At 42.0% G+C, this 23713-nt stretch carries 25 protein-coding genes and 3 tRNA genes; 18 read left to right on the top strand and 10 right to left on the bottom strand.

Features of this window, described 5'->3' with window-relative positions; genetic code table 11:
* A partial coding sequence (locus BMX50_RS31020) for a GDP-mannose 4,6-dehydratase (protein ID WP_143065304.1) occupies positions 1–450 on the bottom strand: 450 nt, incomplete at its 3' end.
* Positions 451–701: 251 nt separating this feature from the next.
* On the opposite strand from BMX50_RS31020, the gene BMX50_RS31015 reads away from it, so the two are divergent.
* From BMX50_RS31015 to hemH, 11 genes are all read left to right on the top strand, one after another.
* Complete coding sequence (locus tag BMX50_RS31015; protein ID WP_317040917.1) at positions 702–1952, top strand: 3-deoxy-D-manno-octulosonic acid transferase; 1251 nt, start codon at positions 702–704, stop codon at positions 1950–1952.
* Positions 1953–2033: 81 nt separating this feature from the next.
* Positions 2034–2843, top strand: coding sequence for an alpha/beta fold hydrolase (locus BMX50_RS31010; protein WP_091220544.1), 810 nt, complete (start codon positions 2034–2036; stop codon positions 2841–2843).
* A 3-nt stretch (positions 2844–2846) separates the two neighbouring features.
* Complete coding sequence (locus tag BMX50_RS31005; protein ID WP_091220543.1) at positions 2847–3470, top strand: lysophospholipid acyltransferase family protein; 624 nt, start codon at positions 2847–2849, stop codon at positions 3468–3470.
* Between the two features lie 39 nt (positions 3471–3509).
* A complete protein-coding gene (locus tag BMX50_RS31000; RefSeq protein ID WP_167668153.1) occupies positions 3510–4109 on the top strand; it encodes a lysophospholipid acyltransferase family protein in 600 nt (199 codons plus the stop codon).
* Positions 4110–4112: 3 nt separating this feature from the next.
* Positions 4113–5201, top strand: coding sequence for a glycosyltransferase family 2 protein (locus BMX50_RS30995; protein WP_091220539.1), 1089 nt, complete (start codon positions 4113–4115; stop codon positions 5199–5201).
* A gap of 23 nt (positions 5202–5224) precedes the next feature.
* Entirely contained in the window at positions 5225–5857 is a 633-nt protein-coding gene (locus BMX50_RS30990; RefSeq protein WP_317040918.1) for a carotenoid biosynthesis protein, read from the top strand.
* A gap of 42 nt (positions 5858–5899) precedes the next feature.
* Positions 5900–6187, top strand: coding sequence for a DUF6922 domain-containing protein (locus BMX50_RS30985; RefSeq protein ID WP_091220534.1), 288 nt, complete (start codon positions 5900–5902; stop codon positions 6185–6187).
* On the top strand, positions 6184–6942 hold the full coding sequence (locus BMX50_RS30980) for a nucleotidyl transferase AbiEii/AbiGii toxin family protein (RefSeq protein WP_091220532.1): 759 nt from the start codon (positions 6184–6186) through the stop codon (positions 6940–6942). The genes BMX50_RS30985 and BMX50_RS30980 overlap by 4 nt, the downstream gene beginning before the upstream one ends.
* A 95-nt stretch (positions 6943–7037) precedes the next feature.
* Positions 7038–7889 carry a 4-hydroxy-3-methylbut-2-enyl diphosphate reductase gene (locus tag BMX50_RS30975; protein ID WP_091220531.1) on the top strand — a complete coding sequence of 284 codons (852 nt, stop codon included), beginning with the start codon at positions 7038–7040 and terminating at the stop codon, positions 7887–7889.
* Between the two features lie 29 nt (positions 7890–7918).
* The gene (locus BMX50_RS30970) at positions 7919–8620 is read left to right on the top strand and encodes a fatty acid desaturase (RefSeq protein ID WP_091220530.1); all 702 of its coding nucleotides are present in this window, start codon (positions 7919–7921) and stop codon (positions 8618–8620) included.
* Between the two features lie 322 nt (positions 8621–8942).
* Positions 8943–9968: a ferrochelatase gene (gene hemH / locus BMX50_RS30965; protein ID WP_091220529.1), complete on the top strand. Its 1026-nt coding sequence runs from the start codon at positions 8943–8945 to the stop codon at positions 9966–9968.
* 300 nt (positions 9969–10268) lie between these two features.
* On the opposite strand, the gene BMX50_RS30960 is transcribed toward hemH, so the two are convergent.
* The 5 genes from BMX50_RS30960 to BMX50_RS30940 all read right to left on the bottom strand — a co-directional run bounded on the left by BMX50_RS30960 (position 10269) and on the right by BMX50_RS30940 (position 16109).
* Complete coding sequence (locus BMX50_RS30960; protein WP_091220527.1) at positions 10269–10460, bottom strand: cold-shock protein; 192 nt, start codon at positions 10458–10460, stop codon at positions 10269–10271.
* 165 nt (positions 10461–10625) lie between these two features.
* Positions 10626–12563, bottom strand: coding sequence for an alpha-amylase family glycosyl hydrolase (locus BMX50_RS30955; RefSeq protein ID WP_091220524.1), 1938 nt, complete (start codon positions 12561–12563; stop codon positions 10626–10628).
* Positions 12564–12856: 293 nt separating this feature from the next.
* Entirely contained in the window at positions 12857–14332 is a 1476-nt protein-coding gene (gene crtD / locus BMX50_RS30950) for a 1-hydroxycarotenoid 3,4-desaturase CrtD (RefSeq protein ID WP_091220521.1), read from the bottom strand.
* Between the two features lie 94 nt (positions 14333–14426).
* Complete coding sequence (locus BMX50_RS30945; RefSeq protein WP_091220519.1) at positions 14427–15317, bottom strand: LysR substrate-binding domain-containing protein; 891 nt, start codon at positions 15315–15317, stop codon at positions 14427–14429.
* Positions 15318–15326: 9 nt separating this feature from the next.
* On the bottom strand, positions 15327–16109 hold the full coding sequence (locus tag BMX50_RS30940) for a hypothetical protein (RefSeq protein WP_091220517.1): 783 nt from the start codon (positions 16107–16109) through the stop codon (positions 15327–15329).
* 352 nt (positions 16110–16461) lie between these two features.
* Between BMX50_RS30940 and BMX50_RS30935 the strand changes: the two genes are divergently transcribed.
* The 3 genes from BMX50_RS30935 (at position 16462) to BMX50_RS30925 (ending at position 16730) form a co-directional block, all read left to right on the top strand.
* Positions 16462–16534: transfer RNA gene (locus tag BMX50_RS30935), tRNA-Glu, on the top strand.
* Positions 16535–16559: 25 nt separating this feature from the next.
* Positions 16560–16632 (top strand) — tRNA-Glu (locus BMX50_RS30930).
* A 25-nt stretch (positions 16633–16657) separates the two neighbouring features.
* A tRNA-Glu gene (locus BMX50_RS30925) sits at positions 16658–16730 on the top strand.
* A gap of 16 nt (positions 16731–16746) precedes the next feature.
* Here the strand turns inward: BMX50_RS30925 and BMX50_RS30920 are convergent.
* The 3 genes from BMX50_RS30920 to BMX50_RS30910 all read right to left on the bottom strand — a co-directional run bounded on the left by BMX50_RS30920 (position 16747) and on the right by BMX50_RS30910 (position 18387).
* Positions 16747–16992, bottom strand: coding sequence for a type II toxin-antitoxin system HicA family toxin (locus tag BMX50_RS30920; RefSeq protein WP_091220516.1), 246 nt, complete (start codon positions 16990–16992; stop codon positions 16747–16749).
* Positions 16993–17095: 103 nt separating this feature from the next.
* A complete protein-coding gene (locus tag BMX50_RS30915) occupies positions 17096–17302 on the bottom strand; it encodes a 2-oxoisovalerate dehydrogenase (RefSeq protein WP_091220513.1) in 207 nt (68 codons plus the stop codon).
* Positions 17303–17379: 77 nt separating this feature from the next.
* Positions 17380–18387 (bottom strand): aspartate-semialdehyde dehydrogenase, encoded by a 1008-nt coding sequence (locus BMX50_RS30910; RefSeq protein ID WP_090534105.1) that lies wholly within the window; start codon positions 18385–18387, stop codon positions 17380–17382.
* Positions 18388–19122: 735 nt separating this feature from the next.
* Here BMX50_RS30910 and BMX50_RS30905 point away from each other — a divergent pair.
* From BMX50_RS30905 to BMX50_RS30890, 4 genes are all read left to right on the top strand, one after another.
* Complete coding sequence (locus BMX50_RS30905) at positions 19123–20076, top strand: NAD-dependent epimerase/dehydratase family protein (protein WP_091220511.1); 954 nt, start codon at positions 19123–19125, stop codon at positions 20074–20076.
* A gap of 147 nt (positions 20077–20223) precedes the next feature.
* Complete coding sequence (locus tag BMX50_RS30900) at positions 20224–20949, top strand: YebC/PmpR family DNA-binding transcriptional regulator (RefSeq protein ID WP_091220508.1); 726 nt, start codon at positions 20224–20226, stop codon at positions 20947–20949.
* Positions 20950–21104: 155 nt separating this feature from the next.
* Entirely contained in the window at positions 21105–21320 is a 216-nt protein-coding gene (locus BMX50_RS30895; protein ID WP_091220506.1) for a DUF2442 domain-containing protein, read from the top strand.
* Between the two features lie 120 nt (positions 21321–21440).
* Positions 21441–22718, top strand: coding sequence for a hypothetical protein (locus BMX50_RS30890; RefSeq protein ID WP_091220504.1), 1278 nt, complete (start codon positions 21441–21443; stop codon positions 22716–22718).
* A gap of 186 nt (positions 22719–22904) precedes the next feature.
* On the opposite strand, the gene BMX50_RS30885 is transcribed toward BMX50_RS30890, so the two are convergent.
* Positions 22905–23702 carry a carboxylesterase family protein gene (locus tag BMX50_RS30885; RefSeq protein WP_244281150.1) on the bottom strand — a complete coding sequence of 266 codons (798 nt, stop codon included), beginning with the start codon at positions 23700–23702 and terminating at the stop codon, positions 22905–22907.
* Between the last annotated feature and the right edge of the window lie 11 nt (positions 23703–23713).

Genomic DNA, 23713 nt, shown 5'->3' with positions numbered 1-23713 from the left:
ATCATACACCCCTCTTGGGCCTACCGGGTTTACATTACCCCAGTACTCTTCGGGCTGCGGACTGATGTTAGGATCGCCGTACACTTCTGATGTGGAGGCGATCAACATCCTGGCCTTCTTGTTCCGGGCCAGCCCTAACAGGTTGTGGGTGCCCAGTGAGCCTACTTTTAATGTCTGGATCGGGATTTTCAAATAATCGATCGGGCTGGCAGGTGAGGCAAAGTGCAGGATGTAATGCAAATCGCCCGGAACGTACACAAACGTGGATACATCATGGTTATAAAACTCAAAGTTTTCCAGTTTGAACAAATGTTCGATATTCCTCAAATCGCCTGTTATCAGATTATCCATGCCAATTACATGATAACCTTCCTTAATAAATCTATCGCACAAATGCGAGCCTAAAAAGCCGGCCGCCCCTGTGATCAGGATCCTTTTTCTTTCTGTCATAGAGTCTGTTATTTATTGGCTTATGTTTATGTTAAATCGATTATCTTCATGCCATCCTGGCTGTACACGTTGTGCCCGGCAATTGCTGGTATATTCATAGCGTTAAATGTGTTTTGAAATCAAGATAAACAATTCATGTAATCAACCATATAAACCAAAGCATTAGGACACCGGGCGGGCCGCAAAACCAATATTGCAATTATTGTTACTACTTTTATGGCGGCTAAGATAATCATTCAGCGTTAAAATTGATGTTATTATATAATATAGGTATCAAATTATATTCCCTTTTTATCCATTTTGCTGCACTGTTTAACAACAAGGCAAAACTCTGGGTTACAGGACGTAAAAACATTGCCTTTGTACGTATAGAGAGCTGCATTTGGTTTCATTTTGCTTCACTGGGCGAGTTTGAACAGGGCCGGCCGATACTGGAAGCGATGAGGAGTTTGCACCCTGAAAAGAAAATAGTAATTACTTTTTTTTCTCCTTCGGGATACGAAATCAGGAAAAACACGCCACTTGCCGATTATGTTTACTACCTGCCGTTAGATACTGCACAAAATGCCCGCAAATTTATCGACACCATCAATCCCGAAATAGTCATTTTCACTAAGTACGAATACTGGTTCCATTTTTTTAATGAAGCACACAAGCGCAACATTCCTTTGTATATTGTATCGGGGATATTCAGGCCCGGGCAGGTATTTTTCAAATGGTACGGTGGTTTTAACCGCAGTATATTAAGGCTGGTGAGCCACTTCTTTTTGCAGGATGAGGCATCTGCACAATTGCTGCAAGACATCGGTATAACTAATACATCGGTTAGCGGTGATACCCGGTTTGACCGTGTTTGGGCCAACGCACAAACCCCGAAAGTGTTACCCTTAATAGCTGAATTTAAAAATGAGCACAAACTATTTATTGCAGGCAGTACCTGGCCGCAGGACGAAACCCTGCTGGCCAAATTGGTAAACCAGTATCCCAACTGGAAATTCATCTTCGCCCCGCATGAAATACCGGAGGAGAAGATCAACAACCTGATAGAGTTGCTTCCTGAAGGAAAAGCGATCACTTTTTCTCAATTAAAAACCGAAGCCGAAGGTTTGAAGTCGGGAGATTTTATTAACCAATCGCTAACATCTAACAATCTCCAGGCACTCGTTATAGACAACATCGGTATGCTGTCGTCCCTTTATGCTTATGCAGATATCGCCTATATAGGTGGCGGTTTTGGAGTTGGCATCCACAATACGCTGGAGGCGGCTGCTTTTGGCCTGCCTGTTATTTTTGGACCTAACTATCAAAAATTTAACGAGGCCCGGGAGCTTATCGCACTTGAAGCCGGGTTTAGCATCAGCAATGAAACAGAATTGAAAGACATTGTTGAAACACTTGTTAATGATGAGGCTTTTTATAATATAACCCGCAAAAAGATATCCAATTACGTAAAAGATAATGTTGGGGCTACGGAAATGATCATGAAGTATATTGCCAGATAAAACTTCCGTTCTTTGATCATATCCCAAAACAAAACAAATGTGTTTACTGTACAAAAGCCATAAATTCTTAATATTGCCTTAATGGGTTTTTTACATCTGCCTGGTTTGGGCAAAGCACATTTTCACGAATACGGTACCGGTGAAAAGCCTTTACTGGCCTTTCATGGCTATGGCATGACGGGTAAGCAATTTCACGTGCTCGATCAATCTATTTTACCGCAATATCATATCTACGGGTTCGATCATTTTTTTCATGGTGAAAGCAGGCTCGACGGCTGGACAGAACAACAGATTCTGGCCGGAATGCCTAAAGCAATGGTACGCAACTATATGGAAGAATGGTTTAAGCTTTACGGCCGTCAACGCTTTTCGGTTATGGGTTATTCCATAGGTGCCAACCTGGCCCTGATATTAGTTGAAGAATATGCCGATATGATTGACGACATCATATTAATGGCACCCGATGGCCTGGCCGTTTTTAAAGGCTTTCATTTTATATTACATAACAAACTTGGCCGTGCAATTTTCCGTACAGCTACCAAAAGCAGATGGCTTGCACCTTTTTTGGTTAAAAGCGTAAAAAGAGTTGGGGTTATTGACGAAAGCCTATATAATATAGCCTATAACGAAATTGACACCGAACAAAAACGGCTTGATACCTATTATACCCTAAATTTGATAAGGCAGCTAAAACCCGATGTTCAAAAAGTAGCACGGTTAATCAACCAGCATAAAATTAAATGTTTGCTGATATTTGGCAAGCACGACAAGCTGTTCCCCAAATCGGCGGCGCTCCCATTTTTAGGAATGCTTAATGATGCCGAAGTACATGAAGTTGAGCTTGGGCACTGGCTGGTTACAAAGGCACTGGATGAGTATTTAGTTAAATAAAACATGGTACCCTCGCGTAAAAAGAAATTCTGGAGTAAACTGTATATCAGCTACGTAAGGTGGTGGATAAGCCGAAATTTTAAAGAGGTTAATGTACAGCCTTTTGAACCGCGACCAGGGCACTCCGTATTGCTTTTGAGTAACCATTTCAGTTGGTGGGATGGCTTTATTGCCAACTGGACGGCTGTTTATAACCTCAAAAAGCAATACTATGTAATGATGCAGCAGGATCAGTTTGATCAGCGCAGTTATTTACGATACATCGGGGCCTACTCTATCCAAAAAGGTTCGAGGGCTATGTTGGAGTCACTCACCTACTCGGCGGGGATATTGGATAAACCGGATAACCTGATCGTGATATTTCCGCAGGGAGAATTGTTTTCGAACCATGAAACACACATCCATGTTGAAAAAGGCGTTTATAAGTTGATGCAGCAAATAAAAGGCCCGTGCCAAATTGTTTATCACTGTATCCTGATAGATTATTTTGAAAGCCTGAAACCCCGCGCTTATGTTCACCTTTTTGATTTGGGCGTTGCCAATGAGCTCACCTTTGAACAATTGAAAGCAAACATTAACCAGGCGCATCAGCAGGCACTGAAAAATCAAATTAATATGGAGCATTGAGCTTTGTCAATTATGATCCGCAATAAAAACAACTTTTTCATGAACCGTATTGTCCATTACTATATAAAATGGGCGGTTGGCAAAACGTTTCATGAGTTATTGTTTAATGAGGTTGTAATTGATAAAAGCAAGTCGGCATTGCTTATAGGTAATCACTTTAGTTTTTGGGACGGATTAATCCTATATTGTGTCAATGAAAAATTGCTAAAGAAAAAACTGCATGTCATGATCCTGGAAGAAACCGCCCGTAAAGAGCGCTTCCTAAGATATGTAGGTGCATTTTCGGTAAAAAAAGACTCGAAAAGCATTCTTCAATCGCTCGATTACGCTGCCGAATTACTTGCTGATCCGGCAAATTTAGTTTTAATGTTTCCGCAGGGCAGGCTGTATGCTAACTTTGTTACAAACATAAAATTTGAAAAGGGCATCATGAGAATAATTGAAAAAGCGGCGGGTAATTTCCAACTTATTTTTGCCTCAACTTTTATTCAGTACTTTAAACATAAAAAGCCCACGGCAACCGTTTACTTAAAAAGCGAACCCGAAAATTACGCTGATAAAAGCATAAATAAATTACAGGAAGCATACCAAAGGCACTATGAAGCCTCCAAACTGCTGCAAACCGAAATTGACATATAAAAAGTGACTATAGCGATATTAATAACCCTCTTTTTTATCATACTCAGGTTTGCGGTAACACTATTCAATTATATCTCTAACCCTAAACTGCCCCATATAGGTCGGTACTATTCGGACAAAGTTTCCATCCTTATCCCTGCACGCAATGAGGCCGGTAATATTTTAACGCTGTTAAACTCTATCCATCAGCAAGACTATAACAATTACGAAGTTATCATCTACGACGATGATTCAACCGATGATACCTTTAAGGTTTGCAGCGAATTTGCTGCCGGCCACCCCCATTTCAGCGTAATAAAAGGCAGTAAATTGCCCGATGGCTGGATAGGTAAAAACTATGCCTGCCATCAAATGGCCAGGCAAGCCGACGGTAAATACCTGCTGTTTCTGGACGCCGACGAGCAAATCAGCAACCGGCTTATCAACAGTGCTGTACACCGCATGCACTTGCACCAGCTTGGGCTATTAAGCCTGTTTACCAATCAAATCATGATTACTACGGGCGAGAACCTCGTGGTTCCGCTTATGCATTTTATATTGCTTAACCTCCTTCCTTTACGCCTGGTTTATCTGGTTAAAAATGCTTCGGTAGCTGCCGCGAGCGGTCAATTCATGTTGTTTGATGCTGCTATTTACCACAAACACCAATGGCATAAAGCAGTGAAAAACAAAGTAGTGGAAGATGTGGAGATCATGCGCCTTATCAAATCAGAACGTTATAACGGTGAAGCCTTACTGGCCAACGGCATGATCAGTTGCCGCATGTACAGGGGATATATTGAGGCTATAAACGGATTCAGCAAAAATTTTCTGGCTGCTTTTAACTATAGTATCATCGGCTTTTTGGTATACGTTACCATTACCATTGCCGGTCCGCTAATTATACTAACTACCCTGAACCTGCCCCTTATATTTTTTACCGTAGGATTGATCTTGCTCACACGAATCATGATCTCCCTTTCGGCCGGGCAAAAAGCCGGATATAATATCTTTTTGCACCCGGCGCAAATGTTTAGCCTCCTGGCAGTTGCTATTTTAGCTATACAAAGATACCTCACCAAAACCACCATGTGGAAAGGGCGAAAGATTTGAAACCGGCGGCATTTAACTTGGCTATGTCGACCAAAAACAGGATCTGTGTAACAATCATTTTTCTGTTCCATTTGGTGGGCATAATCGGCTTCATCATTCCATCTCTAACTGCATTATTTATAACCCTGGTACCATGGCATTTACTCTTGATGCTTGGCGTAATCATTTATAGCCATGATGCTTTCAACATTAAGTTTCTGTTGTTTGCGTTGATAACCTTTATTGCGGGCTTTATGGCTGAATATATCGGGGTACATACAGGTTTGTTCTTTGGTCATTATCGTTATGATAGTACACTCGGTGCCAAACTGCTTGATATCCCTTTAATGATTGGGGTGAATTGGTTTTTGCTGATATACAGCGTAGGTGTTGTTCTGCGGAGAAGTCGCTTTAATAATAAATTAATAAGAATGCTTGCGGGAGCTATTATCTTAACCATGCTTGACATGCTGATTGAACCTATTGCCATACGCTTTGATTACTGGCATTGGCTGGACGGCAACATTCCATTTAAAAACTATGCTTGTTGGTTTGTCTTGAGTGCGTTACTGCTTTTTATATTTGAGCAGTTTAAATTTAATCGACAGGGCAATGTTGGCCCAACCTTGCTGATTGCACAATTTGTATTTTTTGCTGTTTTGAATTTGATGTATTAAGCCGCTCATTAATCAAAAACTGATTTTGTATCTTTGTTTAAGATGAAAAAGGATATACATATTCAAGAAATATTCCCTAAATATCTATTTTGGGACGTGGACATCGCATCCCTTGACATCAATCACGACCAAGATCTCATCATTCCGAGGGCATTAATGGCAACTACTTCATTAACTTTTGCAGATGATATATTAAGGCTCGAAGCTATTTATCCCAAAGCAGTTATTGCACGTGAATTAAAAGCCACTAAAGAAAAAGTGAGTAATCAGGTTTGCTTGCTGGTTGCACGTCGCTACCATATTAAACAGTTTTTACGGTTTGCCCAATGAAGGCTGTTGATGATAATTTATTTAAAACCATTTGTGAACTTCAGCAACTCCCTTCGCTCAAAACAAGTGTTTTAGGCGGTGGTACCAGCTTGGCTATTCGTTATAGTCACCGGGTATCCAATGATATTGATTTTTTCTTTCCTGGTATTATTGGCAAAATTGGATATGAGTTGGTTAGAAAGGAAGTTGAAGCTTTTTACGGAGAAGCTGTTTTTGCGATAGACTATCCATGCGATATAAATGATCAGTTTCTGTTTCAACGTTTTTTTATTCGCAGAGACGATACAGCAATTAAGGTAGAAATATTGCAGAACATGCAGTTCTATAATACTCCTGAAATTATCAGCAACATTAAAGTTATGAGTCTAATTGATATTGGGCCATTAAAATTAATAACCGCATCAAGCAGGGCAAATCACAAAGATATTTATGATCTTGACTATATTACCGATCACATCTCCCTAAATGAATTGATGAACCTGCTTAAGACCAGAAGAGAACTATATAACAAACCCGAACATCAAACTATATTTGACCAGGATGGAGATTTTGACCCCATAAACGATCCTGAGCTATTATTAAAATTTGAACAACCCTCAAAAGGTAGCAACTCCAGACCGGGGCATTCCAATCCTCGTATTGATTTTATTGAGGGACAAAAAAACTGGCCGTCTGCAAGAAGTAGCTGGCGTAGGAAGGTAAGAGCTTATTACAATAGCATAGGAAAGGAGTTTCCAGGCATCCAATCGGTTTAAATAGCCACAACAAATAAGGTTAACGATCGAAAAATCAGCGAAATCAACGTAATCATTACAATCAACGGTTATTTTTGCCGTAAATTTGCAACACCATGGGAGATTATCAGTTACAGGTTACTATTGATCAGGATTCGGGCTTTTGCTTTGGGGTGGTTTATGCCATTGACATGGCCGAGGAGATTTTAGAAGAGGACGGTTACCTGTACTGCCTTGGCGATATTGTGCATAATGATGAGGAAGTTGAGCGCCTTAAGGCGCGCGGCTTGCGTATCATTGAACACACCCAGCTTAAAGATCTGCATAACGAAAAGGTACTTATCCGCGCCCATGGCGAGGCACCGGATACTTACCGCACAGCTTTAGAGAACAATATTACCCTTATTGATGCCTCATGCCCGGTAGTGCTTAAACTGCAAAACCGCATCAAAACTTCATACGACTCGAATGAGAAGATCCTGATTTTTGGCAAACATGGGCATGCTGAAGTAGTGGGCCTGCAAGGTCAGACAAATGATGAAGCCATAGTTTTCCAGGATATTGCCGAGCTGGATAATGTGGAGCTTCCGCATAACATCACGCTCTACAGCCAAACCACCAAGAGTATGGATAAATTTTACTCGGTGAAGGATGAGCTTATTGCGCGCGGATATGCCCTTAAAGCAAATGATACCATTTGCCGCCAGGTTAGTAACCGTGATAAGGACCTGCCCAAATTTGCAACCCGTTTTGATAAGATCATTTTTGTATCGGGCAAAAAATCATCAAACGGCAAGGTATTGTTTGAGGTATGCCGCAAACACAATCCCAACACCTACTTCATATCATCAACCGACGAGCTGGACAAAAACATGTTTGCTCCTAACGACACTGTGGGCATTGCCGGCGCTACATCAACCCCCATGTGGCTGATGCAAAAAGTAAAAGCCGCTATAGAAAGCTTTTAACAGCACGCTTTTTGCTGTAACATCATAGCATGCAAAAAAGCACTTCACATACCGGTTTATTGGTAGCCTCCCTGGTAATTGGCAGCTGGGCAGCGAGTATTATTTTGCTGATGCAATGGCATTTCAGTTTCACCAATCCCCTGGTTTACATTTTCATGCTGGTACAGATGCACCTGTATACCGGACTGTTCATCACCGCACATGATGCCATGCATGGTACAGTTTCGCCAAATAAGAGTTTAAATAACGTTGTCGGCTACCTGAGTACCTTTTTGTATGCTTCGTTTTGGTACCCACAGTTGTATACTAAACATCATAAGCATCACAGCCACGTACACACCCACGATGATCCGGATTATTACCATGGTGGTTTTTTTGCCTGGTATGTGCAGTTTATCCGCAATTATCTGTCGATATGGCAAATTGTTGTAATGGCTGCTGTTTTTAATATCCTGAAGATCTGGATCCCGCAGCCAAACCTGATCATGTTTTGGGTAGTGCCGTCCCTCCTAAGTACATTGCAATTATTTTACTTCGGAACCTACCAGCCCCATAAAGGCGAACACAATAACCCGCATTTTGCCCGGAGCCAGCGTCGTAACCACTTTGCTGCATTTTTTTGCTGCTATTTTTTTGGATACCATTATGAGCATCATGAATCACCGGGTGTACCGTGGTGGAGATTGTGGAAAGCGCCATTACCCGAAAAGCAGAAATTAACCAATTCATAATTACCCCGTTGCGCGAGGGCCGCGTTAGGGATTGCAGCGGAAAACCCACAGCCTCGCGTAGGCCTATGTGTGCGGGCAAGGCGAGGATTTGTAGCGTAAAGCCCGGGCCGCAGGCAACGCCCATATTCTGAACCGTGATTTTTGGGATTTAAGGATTCCCCGGATATTTCTGAACAGGGGCGCATAAAATACCCGAATTGAAAAGAATAGATAAATTGTTTAAGTCAATAAATCCCGGTTCAAACACCAATCATTTATTTGTAAATTGTGACCACCGTCATTAGTTACGGGGCATTTTTTGTTACTTTTGTACCTGATAATTATGGCTAAAAAAGGAATTTTACTGGTTAACCTGGGCACCCCGGATAGCCCAAGTACAGCAGATGTTAAGCGTTATTTGAATGAGTTTTTGATGGACCCCCGGGTTATTGATATTGGAACCCTTTCACGTACCATTTTAGTAAAAGGCCTGATTGTTCCTTTCCGGGCACCCAAATCAGCTAAATTATACCAGGCCATCTGGGATCCCAAAACAGGGTCTCCTTTGTTACATTACAGCATTTTACAACAAAAAGCTTTAGAACAGCGCCTCGGTGGCGAGTATATGGTTGAGTTGGCTATGCGTTACCAAAACCCTTCTATCGAATCGGCTTTAGAAAAGCTCAAGGCAGCCCTTGTTGAAAGTATCCAGGTAATCCCTTTGTTTCCTCAATACGCTTCGGCCAGCACTGGTTCGGTTTATGAAAAAGTGATGGATATTGTTGGAAAATGGCCAACATCGCCAAATATCACCTTCATTAACTCGTTTCACGATAATGAGCTGATGATTGAAACCTTTGCCGATAATGCTCAAAAATACAATCCGGATACTTACGATCACGTTTTATTCAGCTTCCACGGTTTACCGCAAAGGCAACTGATCAAAGCAGATCATACACATAATCACTGCCTTAAATCTTCCGGTTGCTGCGAAACACTTACCGACGCCAACCGCTTTTGTTACTCGGCACAATCGCACCATACTGCGAAGCTGATAGCTGAGAAAATGGGAATCCCGAGGGAGAAATATACCATATGTTTTCAATCGCGCCTGGGTAACGACCCCTGGGTACAACCCTACACCAGCGAAATCATAGCCAAACTGGCCAACGAGGGTAAAAAGCGCCTGTTGGTATTTTGCCCAGCGTTTGTGGCCGACTGCCTTGAAACTGTTTACGAAGTAACTACCGAATATGGTGACGAGTTTAAAGCACTGGGTGGTGAGCATGTTCAGCTGGTTGAAAGCTTGAATGATTCACCAAAGTTTATTGATGCTTTAGTACAGATGGTAAACCCTGCGATTGCTTAACTACTCATTTAAGAATAACTTGTATTTATAACCAGCTTGGTTAATTCATTGCCGTTGACTTTAGTCAACGGATGAATGGTAATACAATTACGGCTTTAGCCAAAAAATCGGCGTGGATCTTGGGCTAAAGCCCCCTCTTCTTTATTCCGATAACCGTTGACTAAAGTCAACGGCAATGAATAAAACTTTCGTTTTTCAAGTAGCTTCTTACAAGTTGTTCAACGCATTGTTTTAAAAGCATAAAAAAAGCATCTGCCCATTGCTGAACAGATGCCGTACGATTTTTATATAATTAATAGTTTAAGCTACTTTTACATTCACCGCATTTGGACCTTTACGGCCTTGCTCTACATCGTAGGTAACGCTATCGTTTTCACGGATAGTGTCAACCAAACCTGATACGTGTACAAAAACTTCAGCGCCACCATCTGTTGGTGTAATAAATCCGAAGCCTTTAGTTTCATTAAAGAATTTTACTGTTCCTTGCATTATATTTTTATTTAAGCCACAAAGGTAATATTAATAATCAATAAATTATTAAAAATAAGGCCATTACACTTTTATAATTTCCATAAGCATAATTGTAAGTTTAAAAGCACCGACTAAAAACAATGTTTTACTATATCCATAAGCCTTAACACTTAGCATTTTAGCTGGTTACTGCTGCAATGCAACACTGCTGTAAACATGATATTCGCCGGGTTGCAGTGTCATGGAATATGGCAATGATGTTACACTAAGATTGGTTTTGCTAATGTTATCATACCACGTTCCGATAGTTGGGAAGCTGATACTACCTGTTTGTTGTACCACGTCAAAGTTACCTACCACTTCTACATTTGCGCTGGCATCTTTTAACTGAATGGTTTTAATAGCACCGGCAAGATCATAAGTATAATTGGTTGATGCAAATACGGCATTCTTCTCTTTCATCTTAATCATTTTGGCGTAAACACCATATAAATGCCTCCTGTTAAGATCAGTATTATAGTTCCAGTAGATAGGTTTATTACTGGTACGGCCGCCCTGATCGATACTTACATCGTAGCCGAGCTCGCCAAACTGCCATAACATTTTAGGGCCAGGAACAGCGAACAGGAATGCCGCTGCCATTTCTTCGCGTGCTAATCCGGTGTTTTTATCTTTTACATTGTAACCATTATAGCTGTTGCCATAGCTTTCGTTTTTAAACTGCAGGCGTTCTTCATCATGGCTTTCAAAATAGCTCACCAAATTATAAGGCTGGGTAAACGTATGCTGATCATAAAATAAGCCCTGGAAGTTGGAGTTGGTTAACCACCCCATGGTAGCCTCGTTGGCATTATAGTTAAGGTTGTTCCAAAGCATCATGCCTTCACCGGCCAGTTCTTTTTCTTCCTGGTTGGCTGCAAAGTGCTCCAGTATCACGTAAAAGTTGTTATTGTCGATGCTTTTAATGTAGTTATTATAGTCTTTCCAGATGGCTACACGACTGGCATCATATTGCCCCCACGGTCCGACTGCAGCGTCAGACGTACCATAGTTGACCTGCGTAAAGCCTTTGGAAAGATCAAAACGGAAACCATCGATCTTATACTCCGTCATCCAGAATTTGAGCACATTCTTTACAAAATATTTGGTATCGGCACTTTCATGGTTAAATTGGTAGCCTACATTATAAGGGTGCGTTGGGTCCACATTATACCAGGGATTATCGGCCGATGGTTTGCCGGCAGTTGTATTAAAATACATCTGTACCATAGGCGACTGGCCGAACGAGTGATTTAAAACAATATCCTGGATCACAGCTATGCCGCGCGAGTGACACTCATCGATAAAAGCTTTCAATGCATTTTTGGTACCGTAATATTTATCCGGCGCAAAATAAAATGATGGATTATAGCCCCATGAAAGGTTGCCTTCAAACTCATTAATCGGCATCAGCTCAATAGCATTAACACCTAAATTTGAAAGGTACTTTAATGTATCTGTAAGGGTTTGATAGTTATGGGCATCAATAAAATCGCGTACCAATAGCTCATAAACCACAAGGTTCTTTTTATCCGGACGGGTAAAACTGGTATTTTTCCAGCTGTACGCAGACTGATTGGCCTGGAATACGCTTACGTTACCGGTAGTTTTCCCGGTTGGATATTTTTTTAAATTGGGATAAGTATCTGACGATATGTACGAATCGTTATCAGGGTCCAGCACTTTTTCGGTGTAAGGATCTGCCACTTTTAACGATTTATCTATATAAAACTGGTAACCATATTCAGTAGCGGGGTCTATATTATCAATCTGTACCCACCAGCGTTTGCCATCGGGCGTGTTATTCATCACTGCTTTGGTATCATTAGCATCCCAGCCATTAAAATCGCCGATAACTGATACAGATTTTTTGCCGGGTGCGTACAGGTTAAAAATTACCGATTTGCCGGAGTTGATAAAAGTAACACCATCCTTTGCTCCTGCCGGCAATGCCTTCCCGGTATTCACCGTTGTATCACCGGGAACGTTCCCGGTATTGCCCGGCAAAACGTCCTTCTTCTTGCATGAAGTAAAACCGGCCAATAAAAGTCCGGCAAGTAATAAGTAAACATTCTTGATTGTCATATCTCGTTATAATTGGTTCTTTGCACCGAAACAACTCATAGCCAACTGGTTTACAGGCCACATCGTATCAGCGCCGCAATATCTGTAAAATAATTGATAAAATTATCTTTCGTTAAAATTATGTATTTATCATTCAGGGATAAACAGATTTGTAGGGCACCCAATACCGGGACGGCTTAAGAAATTGTGTACCTCTGGCACACCAGAAATCTATTGGTATTTTTCTTCTACAAACCTTTTGCACCTCTGGTTCAATCTTCTTTGGAGATAAACTTGTTTTACGAACTATATCTTTAAGCAATCAGCTCACTCACAATTTTTGCCGATAACAAACAAAGCGGGATACCCCCACCCGGATGCACACTTCCACCACAAAAATACAGACCTTCTACTTTCGATGATTTATTGGCATGCCGCAAAAACGCCGCAAACTGGTTGTTGGAACTGGTACCATAAAGCGAGCCCTGGTATGACGATGTGCGGCTTTCGATATTTCGCGGATCAAGGATACTTTCATTAGCTATCAACGGGCTGATATCTTTACCTAACACACGGCTTAACTTGCTCAATATGTTCTTCCTCGCTTCTGTTATCAGCGTATCCCAGTTTTGCCCCGAATTAGCGGGTACATTGATCATTACAAACCAGTTTTCGCAACCTTCAGGTGCATCATCCGGCTTATATTTTGAACTGATATTCAGATAAATAGTAGGATCATCATAAATATCTTTTCCGTGCCAGATATGATCAAATTCCGATTCGTAATCTGCACTAAAAAAAATATTATGCAGGTCAAGTTCTTTAAACTGAGCTTTTATTCCCCAGTAAAATATCAGTGCCGAACTGCTCCGCTCCTGGCTCAATATCTTTTGAGGATGAAGCTTAGGATAACCACTTAACAAGTTATAATAGGTAAACCAGATATCCATATTGGATGCTACAATATCGCCCTCTACTGTTCCATCTTTAGTACTGATACCTTTTATCGCTCGTCCATTCAAAATAATTTCCGTTACCGGATTATTGTAATGAAATTTTACACCGACAGATTCGGCCAGCTGCACTAAGCACAAAGTAATACTATACATACCTCCTTCGGGAAAATAAGCACCAAAATGCTGCTCCAGGTGTGGGATCACATTCAAGGTGGCGGGCGCGGCATAGGGATTTGAGCCATTATAGGTTGCATACCGATCAAAAAACTGCACCACTCGTTTATCTTTAAAGAAACCCTGGTTTGCCTTATGCATGCTGCGGAAGGCATCAATCTTCCCAAATCTGAATATTGATTTAACAGTATCCCACCGCAGATAGGTTTTAAGCCGGTGCAGCGAGCGCTCCAAAAAAACATGATTGCTAATATCATAGATCCGCCTGCTATTTGCAAGATATTGATTCACAGCCATAGCAGATTCGCCGGTTTGTGCCTGCACCTCTTTGCCAAATTTATCAACATCTGCATAAGCGGCTAACCGGGTGCCATCTTCATAAAAGTACCGGCAAACGGTATCCAACTTTTGGTACCTAAAATAGTCAGAAGGATTTTTCCCGGTCAGCTCAAAAAGTTCGTCAACGTATTGGGGCATCGTAAACAAACTTGGCCCGGCATCAAAGCGGTAGCCATTCTGCTCAAACTGGCTTAGCTTACCCCCGGGATAATTATTGGCTTCATAAACCTCAACCTGGTAACCTTTAACCGCCAGCCTGATAGCGCTGGCTATTCCGGCTATTCCAGCACCGATGATTAAAGCTTTTTTGGAAGAGGGCATGGCGGTAAAGATAAGAACCGTGATTTATAGGATTTGAGGATTACCTTGAATTTTTTTTTATCAGGAAATCACTTAATCCTGAAAATCATGGTTCCTAATGCTGCAAAGCGTAATTGATAAAATTACTTGTCAACCCATAATCCTCAGTGCCCTTTCGGCGGATAAAGAAGAAATCGCGTGTAATTTTCAAACCTTCAATAGGTACTTCAACCAGGTCGCCCTCAGCTAATTGTCGGATAATTGACGGCCTCGGCATAAAGCCAAGACACTGATCAGCCAGCAGGAAATTCTTTAAAGCCTCGGTGCCCCCAAGACGGATTTTTACCGACAGATCGGCCGGTTTGATGTGTAATGCCGAAAGAGCTTTCAATACGGCATTTAGTGTACCCGATCCACGTTCTCTTACAGCTAAAGGCGTTTTTATAAACTGCTTTAAGGTTAATGATTTTCCAGCCAGCGGACTCTTAGCCGAGCAAACCGGGATCACCTCATCGCTCATGAAAGGTTTGTATGATACTGTGGTGAGCTTATTATCAACTTCAATAATACCAATATCAACTTCATGGTTAAGCAAAGCATTCAGGATGTACTCGCTGTTACGGTTTACCAGTTGCACGTCAACATTGGCATATTCGCGCTGGAAACCTGAAAGTATCTGTGGTAAAATATAAAGGGCGATGGTGGTACTGGCCCCCAACCGTAAATGCCCGGCTGCCTGCGAAAGGTTACTTAATACCGAAAGGTCGTATTCAACCTTCCGCTCTATCTCTGTTGCTTGCTGCAGGTATTCATTTAGCTTATTGCCGGCTTCTGTAAGCAAAATACTATTTCCCTTGCGTTCAAATAAGGGCACTTTGTATTGATCTTCAAGTGCCTTAACGTGTTTGCTGATGGCCGGCTGTGTTATAAACAGTACCTGGGCAGCCTTACTGAAACTCAGGTTGGCGGCAACTTCCATAAATACACGGTGGGCAAAAGAGATCATAGGGCAAAGTTAATTTTTTACCCGTTCGAAATACTTACCGGTAAATTTATATACGATATAGTCGCGGGTAACCTGTCGTTTTGCATTAACTAACGGACTATGGATGGTTTGTGTTTTGGCATCATAATAAATAGTTGGGATCACCTTCATATTAACCACCGACAGGAAATCATAATCAAAATACAACTTGCTATGCATACCGCTTGGAGTTTTAACCAGCAATACGGTGCCATTTAGCTTATCCTTTTCAACAGTAAAAAACTGGATGCCCTGTGTAGCGTCATTACTTGAACGTACCGAATTATATGCTGCCAGGTAGTAAACTTTGCTGTTTGCCCGGAGGGTATAGATCTTGGAATACCAGTAAACAGGGTTATGCTTTTTTCCTACCGAATCCATTTTTAACGAAGAAAATATTTTGCCATTAACTTTGTATTGCAAAACATTATCAAAGTCATACCCGGTGCTGCCTAATTTGGTATCCCATGAATAGGTGCGAAACAGACCATCGGCAGATGTAGCAATCACTACCCGCTCTTTCACCAGTTCAGTAAAAGGGTAACTAATAGTTTCAGGATACTTGGAGGTATAATACTTCAGCTTAAAGCCGAAGATCTTGTTCATTTTCTCTAATGAATCAATAGCCTTCCACTCTTTTTTGTGGGAGCCGTAGTAGTTCACCCGTTTAAAAATCCGTAGCAGGTCGGCTTCAATGGCCTGCGGACTTTGGGCAAACAAATTTGCTGAGTAAAAACAGCAGCAGAAAACAATTATTAACTTAAAGGTTTTCATCGGTAAACAAGATACGCAAAAAAAGCAAATCCGGCGGATATTCGGCAGCCTCTCTGTTCGAAAAATTAATTATTTTCCGTAACTGCTTTTAATAAAACTATTTATTATATATTTGTGCCCTCAATGTAAGCAGGAGCAATTGACAAAACTCTTTATTGCTATCATTGACTAATTAAAAATGAAAAGAATATTTAACATAGAGCAAGAGGAACTAATTGATGAAATAGTCAAGTAGGTTCTTTTTGTAAAAAAATTCAAGCCTCTTGATTAATTTCAAGGGGCTTTTTTTATTTCCAGGTATTTTAAAATTGTTGGATGGCTGGTTTGAGATACGGAATTTAAACATTACAACGAAGCGTTGGACAAGAGGTTAAGTCGCTACACTTTCACTGTGGAGATCACGGGTTCGATCCCCGTACGCTTTACTTTATAAAAATTGAATATTGCAACGAAGCGTTGGACAAGAGGTTAAGTCGCCACACTTTCACTGTGGAGATCACGGGTTCGATCCCCGTACGCTTTACTTTATAAAAATTGAACATTACAACGAAGCGTTGGACAAGAGGTTAAGTCGCCACACTTTCACTGTGGAGATCACGGGTTCGATTCCCGTACGCTTTACTTTAAAACATTACAATTATAATTTGCTAATTATATCTTCCTTACTGATTTTTAACTGCTCTGAGACATCATTAATAATAGACATAAGTGTGCCCAATTTAATAGGATCATGATTAGGAATAGTTATATTTTTTACCCTATCATTAAGAACTATCGACAATCTGATATGGCTTCCTGTTTGTCTCACTACCTCATAACCATATTTTGACAATACTTTAATCAGGGTTTTGCCTGATACATCGCGTGGTGCTTTTGGAGACATAATATTATAGACTTATTAATAACAGAGGCAAAATTAAAAGGATGGTATTTCAATTAATAGTCTAAAAATAGCCTGACATTAGTGTATTTATAGTTTTTCTGAATCAAACAGTTATTACTTCCTCTTTAACTAAATGAAGGCGGATGATTTTAGGTAGTTTATCCTCATCAAAGTGACAATGGACAGCGTCACGAATATTGGCTTTTAACTCGTCAAGAGTATTCCCTTCAGTGAAAATCGATTCACCGATTGCCCTCGCGTTATAACCACCTTCAATCGCTTCTTCAACAAGGAAAAATATTTCGTTCATACTCAAATTTATGAAATTTATTTCACAAAAAAGCCCTGCAGCATATGCTGCAGGGCTTGATAAACTTTTCCTTTTGTTTACGCCTCAACCGGCTGACCGATCAAATGCTGAGCAGCCAAATACTCGGCAATCTGCACAGCATTGGTAGCTGCACCTTTACGCAGGTTGTCAGATACTATCCAGCAGTTAAGTGTATTGTCCTGTGTCTCATCGCGGCGGATACGGCCTACAAACACCTCATCTTTATCATGCGCGTCAAGCGGCATCGGGTATTTCAGGTTAGCAGTATCATCAACCACAACAATGCCCGGGGCGTTAGCCAATAACTCACGCACTTCGGCCAGGTCAAAATCGTTTGCAAACTCAATGTTAACCGACTCCGAGTGGCCGCCCATAACCGGGATACGCACTGTAGTAGCAGTTACTTTGATACTATCATCGCCCATGATCTTTTTGGTTTCGAGGATCATTTTCATTTCCTCTTTAGTATAACCGTTTTCGGTAAATACATCAATCTGCGGGATCACGTTTAAATCGATAGTGTAAGGGTAAACTTTCGGTCCGTCGATACCTTTACGCTCGTTAAATAACTGATCAACAGCTTTAACACCAGTACCGGTAACAGATTGGTAGGTTGAAACTACCACCCTTTTAATTTTATATTTATCGTGCAGTGGTTTTAAAGCCACTACCATTTGTATAGTTGAGCAATTTGGGTTAGCGATGATCTTATCTTCGGCAGTAAGTACATCAGCGTTTACTTCAGGCACAACCAATTTTTTGGTTGGATCCATACGCCATGCCGATGAATTATCAATAACAGTTGTACCAGCAGCTGCAAATAAAGGAGCCTGCTGTAATGAAGTGCTTCCGCCGGCCGAGAAAATTGCTACGTCCGGCTTCATCTTAATCGCATCCTCAACAGAAACCACCTTAAACTGCTTACCCTTAAAAGTAATTTCTTTACCAATACTTTTTTCTGAAGCTACGGGAATTAATTCTGTAACGGGGAAGTTGCGTTCTGCAAGAACCTGCAACATTTTGGTGCCTACTAATCCTGTAGCACCTACTACTGCGACTTTCATTTTTAAATTGTTTTTGAAATGTATCAGGCTGCTTCACAGCGCCTGTTTTTAATTAATTATGTGTTTTAAAAGTTAAACCCTCAAATATGCACATTTTTTTGGTATCCTGAAAATATTAAGTCTATGGTTTTTATGGGGTTTGTTTTTAGGTGAGTGGTTTATTGGGTTGATTAAGTGAGTGGTTTGTTTGTCTGAATTTTTAGGATTTGAGAATTAACAGAATGAAGTCCAATCCCAAAAATTTCTCAATTCATTTAATTCGGGTTCAGACAACATCCGGACAATCCTTGAATCCTAAAAATCATGGTTCGCTCGACACTGGCGCAAGTCTTGAGCGGAGGCCAGCGGGTGGCAGACTTGTGACTTCATAAAGCAATTAGTTTGTCTGAACCGGAATTTGTTGAATTAAGTGAATTAATAAAATACCAGGCAAATTCCAGAAATTCCAATTATTCATTTAATTCGAGTTCAGACAGAAACTAACTGCCAACTGCCTGCTCAAAACTGCTAACTGAATATGGGCGTTACCTTCGGCCCGCGCTATCCGCTCATACGCCTGCAGGCATTACACTCATTGGCCGGTACCTGCTACTATCTCTAACGCGGAAAATTCTAAAGTCCGATGTCCGTAGGTCCGAAAAGTTAAAATCGGCCTGGACTTCCTGACTTTCGGACTTGCGGACTCCAAACCACTCACTTAAAAACCCTACCTTTGCGCGGTAAACTCAAGATTACATGAGCGAAAAGATCTTAGTGATAGGCGCCAATGGCCAGATCGGCACCGAACTGGTAATGGCTTTGAGAAATATACATGGGGCCGAAGCAGTTATAGCTTCGGATATTAACAGCCCTACCTATGCTATGCGTGGCAGCAGCGGCCCCTTCGAATTGATCAATGTACTCGATAAAGACAACCTGCACCACATATTTGATAAGCATCGCCCCACACAGGTTTACCTATTGGCGGCTATACTCTCGGCTGTAGGCGAGCAAAAACCCAAAATGGCCTGGGATTTAAATATGACCGGCTTGCTGCATGTACTTGATTTTGCAATTGAGTTTAAAGTAAATAAAGTTTTCTGGCCAAGCTCAATAGCCGTTTTCGGTCCGCATTCACCTCAGCATTATACACCGCAGTATTGCGTGATGGACCCTAATACGGTTTACGGTTTCAGTAAACTGGCCGGCGAGCGCTGGTGCGAATACTACTTTAATAAATATGGGCTTGATGTACGCAGTATCCGTTACCCGGGACTGATAGGCTGGAAAGCTAACCCGGGCGGTGGCACTACCGATTATGCCGTACACATATTTCACCATGCATTAAAAACCGGCAGCTACGAAAGCTTCCTGGCCGAAGGTACTGCCCTACCCATGATGTACATGGACGATGCTATCAGGGCAACCATCAGTTTAATGGATGCGCCCGCCGAAAAGATCAGCATCCGCTCATCATATAATCTTGCAGGCATCAGCTTTACACCCGAGCAATTGGCAGCCGAGATCAAAAAACTGATCCCTAAATTTGAGATCAGCTACAGCGAAAATGATCCGCGACAGGCCATCGCCGATAGCTGGCCAAAATCAATAGATGATAGTTACGCGCAAAACGACTGGGGCTGGAAACTGGAGTATGACCTGCCTAAAATGGTAGCAGATATGCTGACTAATTTGAAAACGATAATTTAAGGTTAAAGGCGAAAGGATAAAATTTAAAGGTTTTTATCTATCGTTATATAAATATTATATTTACCGCCTTGTCTTTATAGGGCAAAGCTTTGTAAAACAACAAGGTTGATCTATCACTATCAACCATGAACAATGAACTAAAAAAACATGGGAAGAGCATTTGAATTCCGCAAAGAAAGAAAGTTTAAGCGCTGGGCCAAAATGGCGGTGCAGTTTACCCGTTTAGGGAAGGAAATTGTAATGGCTGTAAAAGCCGGCGGCGGCGATGTTAACACCAACTCGCGCTTACGTACTGCAGTACAAAACGCCAAGGCTGTAAACATGCCTAAAGACCGTGTTGAGGCAGCTATTAAACGCGCCAGCAGCCGCGATGAAAAAGATTACGAAGAGCTTGTTTACGAAGGATACGCGCCTTACGGCGTTGCTGTTTTGGTTGAAACCGCAACCGATAATACCAACCGTACCGTTGCCAACGTACGCAGCTACTTTACAAAATATGGTGGTTCGTTAGGTAAAACAGGCTCGCTTGATTTTATCTTCACCCGTAAGTCGGTTTTCACGTTTGAGCCCGGCGACCGCGACCTTGAAGAACTTGAATTTGAATTGATTGATGCCGGCCTGGAAGAAATATTTGTTGAAGCGGATGAAAATGGCAACGATATTGCAGTAATCCATACAGCTTTTGAAGATTTTGGTAAAATGCAAAAAGCATTGGAAGAACTGGGCATCGAAGTAAAATCGGCCAAATTGGAGCGTATTCCACAGTCATTCCACGCTGTTAACGAAGAACAGGTTACCGATATCATGAAACTGATTGACCGTTTGGAAGAAGACGACGACGTACAGGCGGTTTACCATAATATGGCGGAGTAATTCTGATATCGGATTTGGGAATTTCGATTTCGGATTTGTTTAATTATAAATAACACGTCATTGCGAGGTACGAAGCAATCCCCGATTAGCAGGTTAGCCCTGTATAGTTTGGGATTGCTTCGTACCTCGCAATGACGGTTTAACTAAGCATTATCATGCCACTATTCAACACACGTAAAGGAGAGAAAAAAGTAAAGGTTACCTTTGCCAACGGGCTTCTTTTTGTTGAAACCGATGGTGGTAAACCCCAGGCTTTCCCATTGGAATGGTTTCCTAAGTTACTTAACGCTACCGACGAGGAACGTGAAGACTGGAGCCAGACCGAAAAAGGCATCCGGTTTAATAAACTGGATGTGGATGTTTCGCTTTAGCTTAGAGTCAAGACAGCAAGAGCCAGGAAACAAGAAAAAAACAAGAATAGCGTACGAGATCTAAAAGGTTGAATCTTCATCTTACAGTCTTGATTCCTGATTCTTACATCTAAACAAAAAATGGTTTTTGAAGAATTTTTAAAGAAGAAAAGAATTGACCTTGTAGCGCTTGAACAAGGCGAACCGGCATTGTTTTCTGAATTTAAAGACCATTTTGAACAGATGGGCGAAAAAAGTTTCGACCATACCAAAAAGTACTGGTTTAATAAACTCAGGAGGCAGTTCCCTATCCCGCTTGAGGTGAAAACCGAAAAAGTACACATCAAAAACCCGCTTGCCGAACAAACCATTACCGAAAGTTTGATAGAACCCGGCACAGCGGCCAAAATTGGTTTCGCACCGAAGTTTCGTGCAGCGGCAGCACCAAAACCAGTGCCTCCTGTTGAAGACCCTAAAAAGGAGTCAACAGAACCTGCAACACCAGAAACCCCATCGGCAGAAGCTATGCCAAAGCCAGCCTTCAAGCCGCGCTTTAACCCAGCCATGGCAAAGGCTAAACCGGCAGCGAATGAGGCATCGCCTGAAACGGATAAAGAACAACAAGCTGAAGCTCCTACCCCGGCTGTAGAAACACCTGCAACAACCGCCAAACCAGGTTTCAAACCACGCTTTAACGCAGGCATGGTAAAACCAAAAGCTGCAGAAACAGAGACACCGGCAGAAGGTAAAAAAGAAGAAGCTGCGGCTACCGAACCTCAAACCCCTGCATCGGAAACACCTGCGCCTAAAATGGGCTTTAAGCCCCGCTTCAATGCCGGTATGGTAAAACCAAAACCCGTGGAAGGCGAAGCACCTGCTGAAGAAGAAAAATCCGCTGAAGAGCCTAAACCACAGGCATCCGAAACACCGGCACCTAAAATGGGCTTCAAGCCGCGCTTCAATGCGGCTATGGTAAAACCAAAGCCCGTGGAAAACGAAGCAGCTGCTGAAGAAGAAAAACCAGGTGAAGAGCCAAAACCACAGGCATCCGAAGCACCTGCACCTAAAATGGGTTTCAAACCACGCTTTAACGCGGCTATGATGAAACCCAAACCGGCAGAACCGGAACAACCCGTTGAAGAGGAAAAACCATTATCCGAATCTTCACAGCCAGCCGTTGAAGAAGAAAAGCCTGCTTCTGAAACTCCTGCACCAAAGCTTGGCTTTAAACCACGCTTTAACGCGGCAGCAATGAAACCGAAAGCTCCTGAAGCTGAAGCGTCGCCGGAAGATAAAAAAGAGAATAAGCCAACTGAGGAAACTCAGTCGCCTGCTACGGAAGCACCTGCACCTAAATTGGGATTTAAGCCACGCTTTAATGCGAAGGCCCCTCCTAAGAAATCAGAAGGGGAAGAGTAGGTCAATAGCTTTTCCAATCAAACTAAAAACTCATGTCATTGCGAGCGTAGCGCAGCAATCCCGTAGCCCATGCTGTTCGTCATGCAAGTTGACTATTCAGGCGACGAGATTGCCACGTCGCTCCTACGCGGAAGCCTATGCCGCTCCTCGACAATGACATACTGTTATATTATTTTGCAAGCACCCCTACTTACTATGAGAAAACAGCCAATGCAGCAAATCAGGCTCATTAAAAGCATTATCCCAGCTGTTATGCCCTACTCCGGGATATAAGGTAAACCTTGGCGTCCCTCCTGCTTCTTTAATAGCATCAACCATTACCTGCGAATGATCTGCCGGCACTACCGGGTCATTATTACCGTGGAAGATCCAGAGCGGAACTTTCTTGGCATACTTTTTTGCATTCAGGGTATTATCGCCTCCGCAGATAGCGAAAGCAGCGGCAAAGATCTTGGGTTCGCGACCGATGATCTCAAATGTACCCATACCGCCCATGCTAAGGCCGCCTACGTAAACTCTGTGCTTATCAACAAAAGGCTTATCTAAAAACTGGTCTACCAGCCCCATGAGCATGATCATGGCCATAGTTGGCGGCGCATCTTCCTGAAAAATAAATTTACGTTTGTTGGTCGCCGAATCGGTAACCTGCTTCACATTGCTCCAGTAGCTTTTGGCCGGGCATTGCGGAAAAACTACAATAGCTTCGTAAATTTCGCGCACGCTATCCTGCAAAAGGCGCTGTGCCCCGTAAGCAAGCTGCGATTCATTATTGTTCCCCCGCTCACCCGAACCGTGTAACACAAACAACAAAGGATATTTTTGCGTCGGGTTAAAATGTTTGGGGAATAGTATACGATATGGTAGCGTATCTACTTTAAAGATAAAGCTGCCCCTGTCAAACGAGGTCAAATTTTGGGATTTGGCTAAAAAAGAGAATGCTAAGAGCAAGCTTAGCATTCCTGTGATTCGTATTATTTTGATCATGGGTTAAAATG

The sequence above is a fragment of the Mucilaginibacter gossypiicola genome (assembly GCF_900110105.1).
In the GTDB taxonomy this organism is placed as follows: domain Bacteria; phylum Bacteroidota; class Bacteroidia; order Sphingobacteriales; family Sphingobacteriaceae; genus Mucilaginibacter; species Mucilaginibacter gossypiicola.
The sequence above is the reverse complement of the archived record's forward strand: the minus strand, read 5'-3'. Positions and strand labels throughout refer to the sequence as shown.

Excerpts from the sequence above, each read along its gene's own strand:
- BMX50_RS31015 (WP_317040917.1), top strand. The coding sequence starts at position 702 with ATGTTATTATATAATATAGGTATCAAATTATATTCCCTTTTTATCCAT.
- BMX50_RS31010 (WP_091220544.1), top strand. The coding sequence starts at position 2,034 with ATGGGTTTTTTACATCTGCCTGGTTTGGGCAAAGCACATTTTCACGAA.
- BMX50_RS31005 (WP_091220543.1), top strand. The coding sequence starts at position 2,847 with ATGGTACCCTCGCGTAAAAAGAAATTCTGGAGTAAACTGTATATCAGC.
- BMX50_RS31000 (WP_167668153.1), top strand. The coding sequence starts at position 3,510 with ATGAACCGTATTGTCCATTACTATATAAAATGGGCGGTTGGCAAAACG.
- BMX50_RS30990 (WP_317040918.1), top strand. The coding sequence starts at position 5,225 with ATGTCGACCAAAAACAGGATCTGTGTAACAATCATTTTTCTGTTCCAT.
- BMX50_RS30985 (WP_091220534.1), top strand. The coding sequence starts at position 5,900 with ATGAAAAAGGATATACATATTCAAGAAATATTCCCTAAATATCTATTT.
- BMX50_RS30980 (WP_091220532.1), top strand. The coding sequence starts at position 6,184 with ATGAAGGCTGTTGATGATAATTTATTTAAAACCATTTGTGAACTTCAG.
- BMX50_RS30975 (WP_091220531.1), top strand. The coding sequence starts at position 7,038 with ATGGGAGATTATCAGTTACAGGTTACTATTGATCAGGATTCGGGCTTT.
- BMX50_RS30970 (WP_091220530.1), top strand. The coding sequence starts at position 7,919 with ATGCAAAAAAGCACTTCACATACCGGTTTATTGGTAGCCTCCCTGGTA.
- hemH (WP_091220529.1), top strand. The coding sequence starts at position 8,943 with ATGGCTAAAAAAGGAATTTTACTGGTTAACCTGGGCACCCCGGATAGC.
- BMX50_RS30955 (WP_091220524.1), bottom strand. The coding sequence starts at position 12,563 with ATGACAATCAAGAATGTTTACTTATTACTTGCCGGACTTTTATTGGCC.
- crtD (WP_091220521.1), bottom strand. The coding sequence starts at position 14,332 with ATGCCCTCTTCCAAAAAAGCTTTAATCATCGGTGCTGGAATAGCCGGA.
- BMX50_RS30945 (WP_091220519.1), bottom strand. The coding sequence starts at position 15,317 with ATGATCTCTTTTGCCCACCGTGTATTTATGGAAGTTGCCGCCAACCTG.
- BMX50_RS30940 (WP_091220517.1), bottom strand. The coding sequence starts at position 16,109 with ATGAAAACCTTTAAGTTAATAATTGTTTTCTGCTGCTGTTTTTACTCA.
- BMX50_RS30920 (WP_091220516.1), bottom strand. The coding sequence starts at position 16,992 with ATGTCTCCAAAAGCACCACGCGATGTATCAGGCAAAACCCTGATTAAA.
- BMX50_RS30915 (WP_091220513.1), bottom strand. The coding sequence starts at position 17,302 with ATGAACGAAATATTTTTCCTTGTTGAAGAAGCGATTGAAGGTGGTTAT.
- BMX50_RS30910 (WP_090534105.1), bottom strand. The coding sequence starts at position 18,387 with ATGAAAGTCGCAGTAGTAGGTGCTACAGGATTAGTAGGCACCAAAATG.
- BMX50_RS30905 (WP_091220511.1), top strand. The coding sequence starts at position 19,123 with ATGAGCGAAAAGATCTTAGTGATAGGCGCCAATGGCCAGATCGGCACC.
- BMX50_RS30900 (WP_091220508.1), top strand. The coding sequence starts at position 20,224 with ATGGGAAGAGCATTTGAATTCCGCAAAGAAAGAAAGTTTAAGCGCTGG.
- BMX50_RS30895 (WP_091220506.1), top strand. The coding sequence starts at position 21,105 with ATGCCACTATTCAACACACGTAAAGGAGAGAAAAAAGTAAAGGTTACC.
- BMX50_RS30890 (WP_091220504.1), top strand. The coding sequence starts at position 21,441 with ATGGTTTTTGAAGAATTTTTAAAGAAGAAAAGAATTGACCTTGTAGCG.
- BMX50_RS30885 (WP_244281150.1), bottom strand. The coding sequence starts at position 23,702 with ATGATCAAAATAATACGAATCACAGGAATGCTAAGCTTGCTCTTAGCA.